The sequence below is a fragment of the Methylohalomonas lacus genome (assembly GCF_024808875.1).
GTDB lineage: Bacteria > Pseudomonadota > Gammaproteobacteria > Methylohalomonadales > Methylohalomonadaceae > Methylohalomonas > Methylohalomonas lacus.
In genome coordinates, this window is sequence record NZ_JANUCT010000005.1 from 75,589 (window position 1) to 89,554 (window position 13,966).

The window sequence follows — 13,966 nt, forward strand, 5'->3', positions numbered from 1 at the left end:
AGATGTCGATCGATAACCTGTCGCTGCTGCTGCCCGAGATCGCACTGCTGACGCTCGCCTGTGCCACCCTGATGGTGGATATTTTCAGCAATGATCCGAAACACGGCCCGGGCTACTGGCTGGCGCAGCTGACGCTGCTGGTGACCGCCGTGCTGGTACTGGTTACCTACACTGGTGACAGCCAGTATGCCATGGCCGGCATGTTCGTCAGCGATGCCATGAGCGGTCTGCTGAAGTTCGCCATCTGCATCATCAGCCTGTTCGCGCTGTTTTATTCGCGCGAGTACCTGCTGCGTCATGACATCATCAAGGGCGAATATTTCGTGCTCGGTCTGTTTGCCGTCCTTGGCATGCTGGTCATGGTCTCGGCCAACAACCTGCTGACGGTGTACCTGGGTCTCGAGCTGCTGTCGCTGTCGCTGTACGCCATGGTCGCGATCCACCGTGACTCGAGCAGCGCCTCCGAGGCCGCGATCAAGTACTTCGTGCTCGGCGCGATCGCCTCGGGCATGCTGCTGTATGGTATATCGATTCTCTATGGCGTGACCGGCAGCCTCGAACTCGGCGCCGTCGCGCAGGTACTCGAGGGGCAGAGCGACTATCCGACGCTGGCCATATTCGGCCTGGTATTCGTGCTGATCGGTGTCGCCTTCAAGCTCGGCGCGGTGCCGTTTCACATGTGGTTGCCGGACGTCTACCAGGGCGCCCCGACCGCGGTGACGCTGTTCATCGGCAGCGCGCCGAAGCTGGCTGCCTTTGCCATGGCCATCCGGCTGTTGGTCGACGGACTCGGCCCATTGCTGCCGGATTGGCAGCAGATGCTGATGATCCTGGCGGTGCTGTCGATGGCGACCGGTAATCTGATCGCCATCGCGCAGACGAATATCAAGCGCATGCTGGCATACTCGACCATCGCCCATATCGGTTTTCTGTTACTCGGCCTGGTGGCCGGCAACGCCGGCGGATACGCCGGTGCCATGTTCTATGTCATCACCTACGCGCTGATGAGCATGGGCGGTTTTGCCATGATCATTCTGCTTGGCCGCAAGGGCGCGGAGGCCGATCAGCTTGATGACTTCAGCGGTCTGGCGGAACGCAGTCCCTGGCTGGCTTTCCTCATGCTGATTCTGATGTTCTCCATGGCCGGTATTCCACCGTTTCTCGGTTTCTGGGCCAAATGGTTCGTATTGCGCGAGGTCATCCAGGCCGGTTTCGTCTGGATCGCGTTGCTGGCGGTGGCTTTCGCCATTGTTGGCGCGTTCTACTACCTGCGGGTGGTCAAGCTGATGTACTTCGATGAACCACGCGAGCCGGATGAACCGCAATGCTCGACACCGTTGCGCACGGTGCTGAGTGTGAATGGCCTCAGCCTGCTGTTGTTGGGCTTAAGCCCGGGACTGTTGATGTCCCTGTGCATGGCGGCTTTCAGTCCCTGATGTCGATCGGACTCGCGATCTGGCTGTTGTTGGCGCTGGCGCTGGTGGCCGCCAATCTGCCCTGGCTGAGCGAGCGGTTTCTGTTTGTCTGGACGCCGCGTGGCGGCCACAAGCAGTTCTGGATGCGGCTGCTCGAGTGGCTGCTGATGGCATTACTGGTCGGTGTGCTGGCGACCGCCATCGAGCGCAAGGCCACCGGCGGCACGCACGCCCAGGACTGGGAGTTCTACTGGGTCGGTCTGTGCCTGTTCATGGTTTTCGCCATTCCCGGTTTTGTCTGGCGCCACCAGTGGCTGCCGTTCAGTCGGCGTGGCCGGCGCCGGTCAGGCTAGGCGGGTTGCGTTAACGGGTCATCCGCGTTCAGCAAACGACCGAGGGTCTGGCCGAAATGCATAGGGCGCCCCGGCTGTACCGCCGTCAGCCATTCCACCTGTTGCCATCCGGTCAGCAGTATGACCGTCGATCCCATGTTGAAGCGGCCCATCTCGGCGCCGCGGCGCAAATGGATGCGTGCGTTGTGGTAATCATAGTCACCGAGCTCGCCGCTGGCGCGGGCCGCCAGCGTGTCCGTCCACACTGTTTCCATCGAACCGACGAACAGTGCGCCAACCATCACCAGCGCCAGCGGCCCCGCCGGGGTGGTGAAAATGTTCACCAGGCGTTCGTTCCGCGCGAACAGGCCGGGGATGCCGGCGGCACTGGTTTCATTGACCGCAAAGCGACGCCCGGGGACATGGATCATGCGTTCCAGGCGGCCGTCGCAGGGCATGTGGATGCGGTGGTAGTCACGCGGCGCCAGGTAGATGGTGACAAAGCCGCCGTTCTGGAAACGACCGGCGAGTTGCGCGTCGGCGGCCAGCAGCTGTTCGACCGTGTAATCATGGCCCTTGGCCTGGATAAGGCGATTGCCGTGAATCGTGCCGATCTGGCTGATGCGGCCGTCTACCGGTGACACCAGTGCCTGGGTATCGTCGGGCATGGGGCGCACCCCGGGTCGCAGGGCGCGGGTGAAGAAGGCATTGAAGTGCGGATAGGCCCGGGCTTGCGGTTGCTCGGCTTCGGCCATATTGACCCCATAACGGCGAATGAACCAGTTGATCTGCCAGTTCTTCCACGGTTGCCAGGTCCAGCGTGTCGCGTGATACATCAGCCGCGACAGCCACTGTTGCGGCAACCAGGACTGCAGTCGGTTGAAACAGCGCGATCGCCGGTCCATGCCCGCAGGCGGTGAAACATCAACAGGCATGCCGATCCGGTTCAGTGATGATGGTGATGCGAATGATCGCTGCTGCCATGCGAGTCATCGTTGTTGTCGCGTGCCGAGCGCACGCGTGCCTCGATTTCCAGTGGCGGCTGGTCCTTGAAACTGAAAGTGAGTGCAACCGGATCACCGTCTTTCATTGGTCGCCCGGGCTGGAACAGCATCAGGTGATAACCACCCGGTTCGAAAACTACGCTCTCGTCCGCTTTCAGGCTCAGGCTGTCCTTTTGCTCCATTTTCGCGACGTCACCCTCGATGCGCGTACGATGGATTTCGACGCGCTTGAAGTCGGGACTGCTGACGCCGGTCAGTACCATCGTTTCGCGACCGGTATTGTCCAGCTGCAGGTAGCCGGCCAGCGGGCTGACACCCGGCGGCGCTTCGCGTATCCAGGCATCGCTGATGGTGACGGGATGATCGGCCGAACCGGCCAGTGCTGAGCTCATGCCGGCCAGCAGCAGTAATGTCGATAGCGCGCGCATGTCAGAGGGCCTGTTGTTCGATGAAGTCGTGGATGGCGACGAACTGCTCGCGCATCGACGGGACTTCATGCGGTGTGGTGAAAACGCTGACCATCCGTGCCTGCGGATCGAACAGGAACACCGACGCCGAATGATCGACCTGATAGTCGCCGTCCTCGTCGGCTTCGGCAATATGATAGACCGCGCCGATGGAACGCGTCAGCCGGTCGATGGCCTCCTTGTCACCGCTGGCACCGACGAAATCCCTGTTGAAGTATTCAACGTATTCGGCCAGTCGTTCCGGTGTGTCGCGTTCCGGGTCGACGCTGATGAAAACGACCTGAAGTTCGGAATCGTCAATGCCATTGTCGGCAAGCTGCTTCTGCAGACGGTCGAGCTGGGACAGGGTGTTCGGACAGATGTCCGGACAGTGGGTGAAACCGAAGAACACCAGCGACCACTGATCCTTGAAATCGGCGGTGGTGAAATCATCGCCGTTGTGATCATAAAGCGTCACGTCGGGGAAGGTTTTCGGGTTCGGCCACAGCAGACCGTCGGGGGTGTCCGGTTCGCTACCGGCCTGCTGGGCGACGTAGCTGCCGATACCGGCACCCAGCGCGGCGAGGCCGGCCAGCACGAGCACGACAATGGTCAGGCGTTGATTGTTCATAAAATTAGGCTGCTCCGAATGATGGCCGGATTATACCGAAGCCGGTGGCTGTTCGCGCGACCCGTTGCTGCTGCTATAGTCGCAGCCATGATCATGCCAGTTAAGACACGCGGCCGATGGCTTTAATTCCCCGGCGCATACTGTTCGGCAACCCGCAGCGCGCGTTTGCGCTGATCAGCCCGAACGGCCGGCAACTGGCCAGCCTGGCGCCGGTCGACGGTGTCATGAACATTGTCGTTGCGCCGATCGACGCCCCGGACAGCGAACAGCCACTGACTTCTGCCCGCGGACGCGGTATCGGCCATTGTGTCTGGGCCTACGATAATGAATCGCTGCTGTATCTGGCCGATCACGACGGTGATGAAAACTGGCACCTGTATCGCTTGCGGCTGGCCGACGCCGCGGTCACCGACCTGACGCCAGGTGCCGGTGTGCGTGCCCGGCTGCTGGAACTGTCACCGCGTCACCCGGATGCCGCGCTGGTCGAGATCCAGTCGCCGGACGCCGAAGCCTGCGGCCTGTTTCGCATTCGCCTGGCCGATGCTACACGGGAAGCATTGCCGCCGTTGCCGGACTTCCAGCGGCTGCTGACCGATGATTTCCGGCCGGTCCTCGGCAGCCGACCACGTGCCGACGGCGGCAGCGACTGGTATCAGCCGGGCGCGGATGTCAGCGCCGAGTGGAACCCGGCCTTCAGTGTGCCGCCGGAAGACAATCTGACCACGTACCCGGTCGGTCTGGCCGGCGATCAGCTGTATCTCGTTGACAGTCGCGGCCGAGACCGCGCGGCGCTGGTGCAACAATCACTCACGGATGGCCGGCAGCAGCTGCTGTTCGAGCCGGCGGAGGCCGACGTCAGCGACGTGCTGCTGGATGCGCGCGGCCGCCAGCCGCTGGCGGTGGCGGTCACCGGCCGGCGCAAGCAGTGGCACGCCCTGGACGCCGGCGTTGCCGCCGAATTCGACTACCTGGCCGGCCGTGCCCACGGCGACATCAGCATTGCCAGCCGCTCGGCCGATGATCACCACTGGATCATCGGCTACCAGGCCGATACCGCGCCGGTGAATTTCTATCACTACGATCGCCGTCGCGGTACGGCACGTTACCTGTTCAACAACAGCGACAGCCTTGCGGCGCAGCCGCTGGCAGCCATGCATACCGCAACGCTGGCGGCCCACGACGGTCTGCCATTGCATGTCTATTACACGCAACCGCCGGCCGCAGAGGGGCCGGGGCCGACGCTGCTACTGGTGCACGGCGGTCCGTGGGCACGCGATGAATGGGGCTTCAATCCCTGGCACCAGTGGCTGGCCAACCGCGGTTACACGGTTCTCAGCGTCAATTACCGCGGTTCGGCCGGTTACGGCAAGGCCTTTCTCAACGCCGGCGATCGCGAATGGGGCCGGGCAATGCAGCAGGATCTGCATGACTGTGTCGACTGGGCGGTGGCGCAGGGACTCAGCGATCCGGCACGGATCGCGCTCATGGGGACCAGCTACGGTGGCTATGCAACGCTGGCGGGACTGGCATTCACGCCGACGCGCTTTGCCTGCGGCATCGACCTGATGGGGCCCAGCCACCTGCCGTCATTGCTGGCGGCGATCCCGCCGCAGTGGCAGGCGCAGCGGGACTTTTTCCGCCAGCGGCTGGGCGATCCCGATACCGAGGCCGGTCGCGCGCTGCTCGAGGCGCGTTCACCGCTGGGCCAGGCGCATAATATTCGCCGGCCATTGCTGATCGCCCAGGGCGCGCACGATCCGCGCGTGCCACGCAGCGAGTCCGATCGGCTTGTCGAGACGCTCCGCGCGCATGACATTCCCGTCATCTACCTGCTGTTCCCGGATGAAGGCCACGGCATTGCGCGGCCGGCCAACCGGCTGGCGCTGTGTACCATCGCCGAAGCTTTTCTGGCGCGCTGTCTTGGCGGCGCGATGGAACCGGCGGCGGGCGAGTTCGATGACAGCGCCGTCGAGGTTCTGGCGGGCGCCGAACTGCTGGCGGATTACCCGGGACTGGCCGAGCTGCATCGTCGTACGCAGTGACTGCGTATCGCGTAAATGCGTCTGGGCCGTCTTGCCAACCCCGACGGCGTTCGTTAATCTTGCGCGACTTGCACGGCAATCATGCAAGCGGATGGCCGACAGCCCATTCGCCGGTTTGTCGTAACTTGCCCCGCATCGTAGGGCTGTAATCCATCGAGAATAACAAGCCGGGCGCGGCCGCGGTCGCCGGGCCGGGTACAATGTGGGGTGATTGACCAACCATGCTGCTCGCCGTCCTGTCCGGCTTTATTCTTGCTGCCTGCGCGCCCTGGCTGACCCGGCTGTTAGGCGATCGGGCCGGTTGGGTGCTGGCGCTGTTGCCGGCGGCATTGTTCGTCTACTTTCTCAGCTGGATTCCGCTCACCGCCGGTGGTGCGGCCGAGGTGGTTCACTACAGCTGGATCCCCGGGCTCGATATCAACCTGTCGTTTCTCGTCGATGGCCTGAGCCTGCTGTTCGCGCTGCTGATCAGCGGCATCGGTACCTTTATCATCATCTATTCCGGCGGTTACCTGCACGGCCACGAATACCTGCCGCGTTTCTACGGCATCATGTTCGCGTTCATGGCGGCGATGCTGGGTGTGGTGCTGTCGAATAACATCATCAGCCTGTTCGTGTTCTGGGAGCTGACCAGCATCACGTCCTACCTGCTGATCGGCTTTAATCATGAGGACAAGCAGGCGCGCTGGTGCGCCCTGCAGGGTCTGTTCGTGACCGTCGCCGGCGGTCTGGCGCTGCTCGCCGGCCTGATCATGCTGGCCGGTGCCGGCGGCAGTTTCGAATTGTCGGAATTGCTCAACAGTGGCGACGTGCTGCGCGACTACCCGCTGTATACCGGCATGCTGATCCTCATTCTGTTCGGCACGTTCACCAAGTCGGCGCAGGTGCCGTTCCACTTCTGGCTGCCCAACGCCATGGCCGCACCAACGCCGGTGTCGGCCTACCTGCACTCGGCGACCATGGTCAAGGCTGGCATCTACCTCATGGCGCGTCTGAATCCCGGCCTCGGCGGTACCGACCAGTGGCTGTACACGCTGGGCCTGTTTGGTGCCGTGACCATGTTTACCGGCTCGTTCATGGCGCTGCGCAGCACCGATGTGAAGGCGATGCTCGCCTACAGCACGATCATGGCGCTGGGCACGCTGACCATGCTGATCGGCATCGGTACCGAGGCGGCGATTATTGCGGCGCTGGCGTTTCTGCTCGCGCACGCGCTCTACAAGGCGGCGCTGTTCATGCTCGCCGGTGGTCTCGATCACGAAACCGGCACCAAAAACATCCTCAATATGGGCGGGTTGCGCCGGCTGATGCCGGTCAGTTTCATTACCGCCTGTGTCGCCGCGCTGTCGCTGGCCGGTCTGCCGCCGCTGTTCGGTTTCATCGCCAAGGAACTGATGTTCGAGGCGACTCTGCACGCGCCGGCCATCGCCACTGTCACCACGGTACTGGCCGTGATCTCGGCGATCATGATCATGGCGGTGGCCGCGCTATTCGCACTGCGGCCGTACACCGGTAAGTTGAAGGAAACACCGAAACAGCCGCACGAGGCGCCGCCGTCGATGCTCGCCGGTCCGGTGGTGCTGGCCGCGCTCAGCCTGGTGTTCGGCGTCGCCGGTTTTCTGCCGGTGCAGGGTATTCTCCACAGTGCCGTCGCCGCCGTGCACGGCAGCCCGCTGGAGTTCAAGCTTTACCTCTGGCATGGCGTCAACACGCCGCTGCTGCTCAGCCTGCTGGCCGTGGTAACCGGTCTACTGGTGTTTGCCGGCTGGGATCGTGTCCTCGCCGTGTACCGGCGCCTGACTTTCATCGATCGCTTTGGCCCGGAACGCGGTTACGAGCGGGTCATGGCGGCGCTGGTCTGGGTCGCCGAGTGGCAGACGCGCGTGCTGCAGAACGGCTACATGCGCAATTATCTCATTACTATCCTGCTGACTGCAGTAGCACTGGCCGGCGGTACGTTCTTTATCTATACCGGCAACACGGTGCCGTTCGGCACGGTCGATATTACTTTCTACGAGGCGGTGATCGCCGCGCTGATCATCGCCGGTGCAATCGTCGTGTCGCTGATGCAGTCACGCCTCGGCGCGGTGGCCACGGTGGGCATGGTCGGCTTCGGTGTGGCGCTCATCTACGTGCTGTTCAGCGCGCCGGATTTGGCGATCACCCAGATCATGGTGGAGACGTTGACCGTCATCCTGTTGGTGCTGGTGCTGTACCGTCTGCCGCGTTTCCTCAACCTGTCGAGTACCGCGGCGCGCATTCGCGATGCGCTGGTTGCGTTGCTGTTCGGCGGTATGATGACGGTGCTGATCCTGGCGGTGCTCGATGTCGAGGTTGTCGCGCCGATCTCGGATCAGCTGGTGGCCTGGAGCTACGACGAGGGCCACGGCCGCAACATCGTCAACGTCATACTGGTCGACTTTCGCGCCCTCGATACGCTGGGCGAGATTTTCGTTGTCGGCCTGGCGGCGATCGGCGTCTACGCCATGATCCGGCTGCGGGCGGAGGATAAAAGGTCATGATGGGCTCGTTGATCCTGCGCACCGCGGCGCGCTTTCTGCTGCCGCTGCTGCTGCTGTTTTCGCTGTTCATGCTGCTGCGTGGCCATGACGAACCGGGGGGTGGCTTTATTGCCGGCCTGATTGCCGCGGTGGCGTTCGCACTGTATTTGTTCGCCTTCGATGCCGCGCGTACGCGCCAGTTACTGGGCGTTGATCCGCGGCTGTTGCTGGGACTCGGGCTGCTGGCCGCGACCGTCAGCGGTCTGCCATCGATACTGCTGGGAGAGGCATTCTTTACCGCCATATGGTGGCCCATCGACGTTCCCGGCTTCGGCGAAGTGAAACTGTCGACACCGTTGCTGTTCGACATCGGCGTCTACCTGCTGGTGCTTGGCGCCATCATGACCATTGTCCTGGCCCTGGACGAGGCAGAGGAGGAATGAATTGGAACCGGTAATGGCCATTGTCGTCGGCGCACTGTTCGCCACGTCCATATACATGATGCTGCGGCGTTCGATCGTCAAGCTGGTGATCGGCCTGATACTGCTGAGTAACGCCGCCAATCTGTTGATCTTTACCGTTGGCGGCATGAAGCGCGGTCTGCCGCCGCTGATCGATGAAGGCATGAAAATGCCGACCGGCGGTTGGGCCGATCCGCTGCCCCAGGCGCTGATCCTGACCGCGATCGTGATCAGCTTCGGCGTGCTCGCGTTTGCGGTGGTGCTGATTCACCGTGCCTACGAGGTGGTGCAGGAAGACGATCTGGACAAGATGCGGAGCACCGATACGTGAATCCCGACGTCGCCCTGCCTGTTCTGATTCCGTTCATCGCCGGTGCTTTGTCGCTGGTGTTTTACCGATCGCTCAGCGTCCAGCGCTGGATCGGCATATTGGGCACCGGTGCATTGCTGGTTGCCAGTATCTACCTGCTGTATATGACCTATACCCAGGGGATTCGGGTGATGGCCATGGGTGAGTGGGCGGCGCCATTCGGCATCGTCCTGGTCGCCGATTTGCTCGGTGCGATCATGACCGTGCTGGCGGCGATCCTCGGTTTTGCCGTCGCCGTCTATTCGCTGGCGACGATCAGCCGCGACAATATCGCCTACGGTCATTTCCCGCTGATTCACCTGCTGCTGGCCGGTGTCTGCGGTGCCTTTCTGACCGGCGACATCTTCAACCTGTATGTCTGGGTCGAGGTATTGCTGGTGTCGTCGTTTGCCTTGCTGATCCTCGGCGGCGAGCGTGCGCAGATGGAAGGCGCAATCAAGTATGTCACGCTCAACCTGTTGTCCTCGATTCTGCTGCTGGTGGCGGTAGGCCTGACTTATGGCATGACCGGGACGCTGAACATGGCCGACCTGGTCGGCAAGCTGGCGGCGGTGGAAAACCAGGGACTGGTGACGGTTATCGCGATGCTGTTTCTGGTGTCGTTCGGCATTAAGTCGGCGGCGTTTCCATTGTTTTTCTGGTTACCGGCGTCCTATCACACGCCGCCGGTGGCGGTGTCGGCATTGTTTGCCGGCCTGCTGACCAAGGTCGGCGTCTACGCGCTATTCCGCTTTTTCACTTTGCTGTTCGACCACGATGTCGGCTACACCCACGAGATTCTGTTGTGGATGGCCGGCTTCACGATGATCACCGGCGTCCTCGGCGCCGCCGCCCAGTACGAAATCCGGCGTATACTGTCATTCCATATCGTCAGCCAGATCGGCTACATGATCATGGGGCTGGCATTGTTTACGCCTCTGGCGCTTATCGGCGGGGTGTTCTATATCATGCACCACATCATCGTGAAGGCGAACCTGTTCCTGGTCGGTGGCGTGGTGTATTTCCTGCGCGGCAGCTACGACCTCAAACAGATCGGCGGATTGTGGCGCGAGAAACCGTGGTTGGGCCTGTTGTTCCTGGTGCCAGCGCTGTCACTGGCCGGGGTACCGCCGTTGTCCGGTTTCTTCGGCAAATTCATTATTATACGCGCTGGTATCGAGCAGCAGAGCTGGGGTATTGTCGCGGTGGCACTGGTGGTCGGCCTGCTGACGCTGTATTCGATGATCAAGATATGGGCCGAGGCTTTCTGGAAGGCGCAGCCCGAGGCGCATGCCGAGCGCGCGGCACAGTTTACCGCGGCACTGCCCACGCGCTCGCTGGTATTGATGCTGATGCCGATCAGCGCACTGGCACTGCTGACCCTGTTTATCGGTATCGGCGCCCAGCCGGTCTATGAGCTGGCGAGCGCTGCCGCCGAGCAGATGCAGAACCCGCAGATCTATGTTCAGGCGGTGCTGGGAGACAGCCAATGAGGCTCTTTATCTGGAACATCATGCTGGCGCTGGCCTGGGTGTCGCTGACCGGCAATTTCTCCGGCAGTGGCATGCTCACCGGTTTTGCTTTCGGTTACCTGATGCTGGCTTTTGTCACCCGCATGAGCGGCGAGACGCGCAGCTATACCCGCAAGATACCGCAGGTGGTCGGTTTTACCCTGTTTTATATCTGGGAAATCATTCGCTCGAATGTGCGCGTTGCCTACGAGGTGTTGACGCCGACGCATTACATGAAGCCGGGCGTGATTGGCTTGCCGCTGGACAGCGACAGCGATGCCGTTATTTCATTGTTAGCCAACCTGATCACCATGACGCCCGGGACGCTGAGTCTGGACGTTTCCAATGATCGGCGCATGCTGTTCATACATGCCATGTATATTGATGACGAAGAGGCGCTGCGCCGCGATCTGAAAGACCTGGAACGGCGCGTGATCGAGCTGCTGAGTTGAGGTGAATGAAAATGGAATGGGTTGTTACGCTTACCTTTATCATGCTGGCGCTGTCACTGCTGCTGGCTTTTGTCCGGCTGGTGCTGGGCCCGAGTCTGCCGGATCGGGTCGTCGCGCTGGAACTTCTCGCGCTCATCACCGTGGCGTTCAGTGTTGTCTACGCGGTCCATGTCGATGTGGCCCATTTTCTTGACGTTGCCCTCGTACTGGCATTGACCGGGTTCATGGCGGCGGTGGGTTTTTCGCGTTTCCTGGAACGGGGCGGCACCCGCGATGAGTGAACTCGTGGTATCAATACTGTTACTGCTTGGCGCGGCACTGATTCTGATCGCCGCGATCGGTGTCGTGCGCATGCCGGACCTGATGCTGCGCATGCATGCCACCAGCAAGGCCGGTGCGCTGGGCGGGGGCTTGCTGGCGGTGGCCGGCGGTCTGCATTTTGCTGATACCGATGTCATGGTCCGGGCGATTGCCATCGTTGTCTTTGTCGTCATGACCGCGCCGATCGCCGCACATGCCATCGCCCGGGCCGGGTATTTCGTCGGTGTGCCGTTCTGGGATCGAACCCTCAAGGATGAACTGCGCGAGCGGCTGGATACGCGCGATCATATGCTGCGCAGCGGCCTAGAGGACAAGCCGCGCGAGTGAGTGGCCGTATCAGGGCCTGTTCGCCTGCATGTATCGAGGCTGACCGTTACAATCGTCGGCAGGATTCAGGTCGCCGTACGGCTGTAGCAACAGCAAACAGTACGCAGAGCAGAGGAGGTCCGCATCGATGAATTCACCGGCCTTATTGCAGCAGCTGCGGCCGCACCTGCCGTGGCTGGCCGCTGCGGTCGCCGCACTTGTTGTCCTGCTGGCGGAGCTCGTCCTGGCGGACAAGCCCGCACCGGCGCTCGCCGGTGGTTTTGCCAGTCACGCGCTCATCGCTATCGTCGCCGTCCTTGCACCGCTGTTGCTGGCACGCACTATCGGACGGCTGTTGCCCGCTGAGCCAGCGGAACGCGATGTCGATTGATTCCCTGTTAAACAATTTGCCGCCGGGACTCTGGTTACTCGGCGGCGCCCTGTTGTTGCCGCTGGCACGCGGCTGGGCGCGTACGGCCCTGGCCGTGCTGGTGTCCTTGTGGACGCTGTACGCGATCACACAGCTGCCGACGGGCCTCGGGCCGGGCTGGCAATGGTACGGTTATCAGTTCACGCCGTTGCTGGCCGATCAACTGGCCCGCCTGCTGGCACTGGCATTGGCCCTCACCATTGCCGCGGCGATGCTGTTCTGTGCCGCGCGAACGCCGGACCGCGTCCTGCTGCCGGCCCTGTGGGCCGGTGGTGCCGCGCTCGGCGTGATCCTGGCCGGCGACTTCGTCAGCCTGTTTCTGGCCTGGCAAATCCTGATCCTGGCGACGGCGCTGGTGATCGTTGCCGCTGGCGCCGCCAGCCTGCGCTACCTGTGGTTGCAGTGCCTGGCCAGTCTGCTGCTGCTCGCGGCGATTATGGTGCATGTGCATGCCGGCCACGGTCTCAACCTGAATGGCCTGACACCCGGTAGCCCGGCCGGCCTGCTGCTGCTCGCGGCGATGCTGATCAATGTCGCGGGCTGGCCATTATCGAGCTGGCTGACTGATGCGCAAGACAGTCCGGAGGTCGGCCTGATCCTGCTGCCAGTGCTGCTGATCTACAGCGCACTGTATGTCTTGCTGCGCCTGTTTCCCGGCCACGAGGCATTGCCGGTCATCGGTTTTATCCTGACCGGTTATGCGCTCGTCAATGCGGTGCTCGAAAACGATCTCCGTCGCCTGCTGCTGGATGCGATGGTGGCCCAGGCGGGACTGACCCTGGTTGCCCTCGGCCTGGGCAGCGAGTTGTCCCTGAACGCCGCGGTGGCCTGGAGCGTTGCGCAAATCCTCTATTTCGGCCTGCTGTGGCTGACCGCGGCGGCGGTGATCCGGCAAACCGGGCAGTATCGGCTGACCCGGCTCGGCGGCCTGTTTGCGAGCATGCCGCTGACCGCCGCCGTTGCCAGCATCGGCGCCCTGGCGGTACTGGCGGTCCCGCTGACCAGTGGTTATGTCACGACTATCATGCTACCGACTGCGGCGCTGGATCTCGGTCGTGACGGCGTCTGGTTCCTGCTCGTCGCCGCCAGCGCCGCGGCGGTGCTGCATGCCGGTTTGCGCTATCCCTGGCTGGTTTTCTTCCGCCGCGCCGCCGCGGCGCCGGCTGCGGTTAGCGAAGTGGCCCTGCCGGCACGCCTGGCCATGCTGGGACTCGCCTTTCTGACGCTCATCATCGGTATGGCGCCGTGCGCGCTGTACCGATTGCTGCCCTATGGCGCCACCTGCGCACCCTACACCGCGGCGCAGCTGTTGCCCTGGCTGCAGTTGCTGGTCTTCGCCGTACTCACCTTCGCCCTGTGTGCGCACCTGCACGCTGCCCGGCCACGCACGCCGGTCAGCGGTGACTGGCTGTGTCGCCGCGGGCTGGCGCTGCTCGGGCCGCTGGCTGCAGCGACGGCCCGTACGCTGGTCCGCGGCGTGCAGCGCAGCGGCTTCTGGTTGCTGGCCCGGTGCCGGGCGCTGGCGGGCGCCGCCGGCTACCGAACGGCGGAACTGAACAGCCGCGCCGTGCTGGCGCTGACCGCCTGGCTGCTATTATGGCTGCTGGCGGTGGTCGGCCTCGGTGTGTTGGCCCGCTGACGGCGCGTCTGAACCGGCCGGAGGCCGGGAACCCTTCCCGAGCAAAAAAATACCCTATATGGGGGACGAAATGGCCGTCCCGCGCACTTATAGTATCGCCCCAGGACTGCAGGGATTGCTCCAACG

The 13,966-nt window shown here is 62.7% G+C and carries 15 protein-coding genes; 12 read left to right on the plus strand and 3 right to left on the minus strand.

The window, feature by feature from the left end; all coding sequences use genetic code 11:
• Positions 1 to 2 precede the first annotated feature (2 nt).
• Positions 3 to 1,436, plus strand: a complete 1,434-nt coding sequence (gene nuoN, locus J2T55_RS04545; protein WP_259054518.1) for an NADH-quinone oxidoreductase subunit NuoN — start codon at positions 3 to 5, stop codon at positions 1,434 to 1,436.
• On the plus strand, positions 1,436 to 1,768 hold the full coding sequence (locus tag J2T55_RS04550; protein ID WP_259054519.1) for a DUF2818 family protein: 333 nt from the start codon (positions 1,436 to 1,438) through the stop codon (positions 1,766 to 1,768). Before nuoN ends, J2T55_RS04550 begins: the two co-directional genes overlap by 1 nt.
• Here the strand turns inward: J2T55_RS04550 and asd are convergent.
• The 3 genes from asd to J2T55_RS04565 are packed head-to-tail and all read right to left on the minus strand — an operon-like array spanning position 1,765 to position 3,828.
• Complete coding sequence (gene asd / locus J2T55_RS04555) at positions 1,765 to 2,652, minus strand: archaetidylserine decarboxylase (protein WP_259054520.1); 888 nt, start codon at positions 2,650 to 2,652, stop codon at positions 1,765 to 1,767. The genes J2T55_RS04550 and asd overlap by 4 nt on opposite strands.
• A gap of 41 nt (positions 2,653 to 2,693) precedes the next feature.
• Entirely contained in the window at positions 2,694 to 3,179 is a 486-nt protein-coding gene (locus tag J2T55_RS04560; protein WP_259054521.1) for a copper chaperone PCu(A)C, read from the minus strand.
• Position 3,180: 1 nt separating this feature from the next.
• On the minus strand, positions 3,181 to 3,828 hold the full coding sequence (locus J2T55_RS04565) for an SCO family protein (RefSeq protein ID WP_259054522.1): 648 nt from the start codon (positions 3,826 to 3,828) through the stop codon (positions 3,181 to 3,183).
• Between the two features lie 116 nt (positions 3,829 to 3,944).
• Here J2T55_RS04565 and J2T55_RS04570 point away from each other — a divergent pair, with 116 nt between their 5' ends.
• The 10 genes from J2T55_RS04570 (at position 3,945) to J2T55_RS04615 (ending at position 13,840) form a co-directional block, all read left to right on the plus strand.
• The gene (locus tag J2T55_RS04570; protein WP_259054523.1) at positions 3,945 to 5,870 is read left to right on the plus strand and encodes a S9 family peptidase; all 1,926 of its coding nucleotides are present in this window, start codon (positions 3,945 to 3,947) and stop codon (positions 5,868 to 5,870) included.
• A gap of 221 nt (positions 5,871 to 6,091) precedes the next feature.
• Positions 6,092 to 8,392 carry a putative monovalent cation/H+ antiporter subunit A gene (locus tag J2T55_RS04575; RefSeq protein ID WP_259054524.1) on the plus strand — a complete coding sequence of 767 codons (2,301 nt, stop codon included), beginning with the start codon at positions 6,092 to 6,094 and terminating at the stop codon, positions 8,390 to 8,392.
• Entirely contained in the window at positions 8,389 to 8,814 is a 426-nt protein-coding gene (locus J2T55_RS04580) for a Na+/H+ antiporter subunit B (protein ID WP_259054525.1), read from the plus strand. Before J2T55_RS04575 ends, J2T55_RS04580 begins: the two co-directional genes overlap by 4 nt.
• Before the next feature lies 1 nt (position 8,815).
• Positions 8,816 to 9,163: a Na+/H+ antiporter subunit C gene (locus J2T55_RS04585; protein WP_259054526.1), complete on the plus strand. Its 348-nt coding sequence runs from the start codon at positions 8,816 to 8,818 to the stop codon at positions 9,161 to 9,163.
• The gene (locus tag J2T55_RS04590) at positions 9,160 to 10,674 is read left to right on the plus strand and encodes a Na+/H+ antiporter subunit D (RefSeq protein WP_259054527.1); all 1,515 of its coding nucleotides are present in this window, start codon (positions 9,160 to 9,162) and stop codon (positions 10,672 to 10,674) included. The genes J2T55_RS04585 and J2T55_RS04590 overlap by 4 nt, the downstream gene beginning before the upstream one ends.
• The gene (locus J2T55_RS04595; RefSeq protein ID WP_259054528.1) at positions 10,671 to 11,144 is read left to right on the plus strand and encodes a Na+/H+ antiporter subunit E; all 474 of its coding nucleotides are present in this window, start codon (positions 10,671 to 10,673) and stop codon (positions 11,142 to 11,144) included. Before J2T55_RS04590 ends, J2T55_RS04595 begins: the two co-directional genes overlap by 4 nt.
• Positions 11,145 to 11,155: 11 nt before the next feature.
• Positions 11,156 to 11,425: a monovalent cation/H+ antiporter complex subunit F gene (locus J2T55_RS04600; RefSeq protein WP_259054529.1), complete on the plus strand. Its 270-nt coding sequence runs from the start codon at positions 11,156 to 11,158 to the stop codon at positions 11,423 to 11,425.
• Positions 11,418 to 11,792, plus strand: coding sequence for a monovalent cation/H(+) antiporter subunit G (mnhG, locus tag J2T55_RS04605; RefSeq protein ID WP_259054531.1), 375 nt, complete (start codon positions 11,418 to 11,420; stop codon positions 11,790 to 11,792). The genes J2T55_RS04600 and mnhG overlap by 8 nt, the downstream gene beginning before the upstream one ends.
• Positions 11,793 to 11,919: 127 nt before the next feature.
• Positions 11,920 to 12,162 (plus strand): hypothetical protein, encoded by a 243-nt coding sequence (locus tag J2T55_RS04610; protein ID WP_259054533.1) that lies wholly within the window; start codon positions 11,920 to 11,922, stop codon positions 12,160 to 12,162.
• Entirely contained in the window at positions 12,152 to 13,840 is a 1,689-nt protein-coding gene (locus J2T55_RS04615) for a proton-conducting transporter transmembrane domain-containing protein (protein ID WP_259054534.1), read from the plus strand. Before J2T55_RS04610 ends, J2T55_RS04615 begins: the two co-directional genes overlap by 11 nt.
• The last annotated feature ends 126 nt before the right edge of the window (positions 13,841 to 13,966 follow it).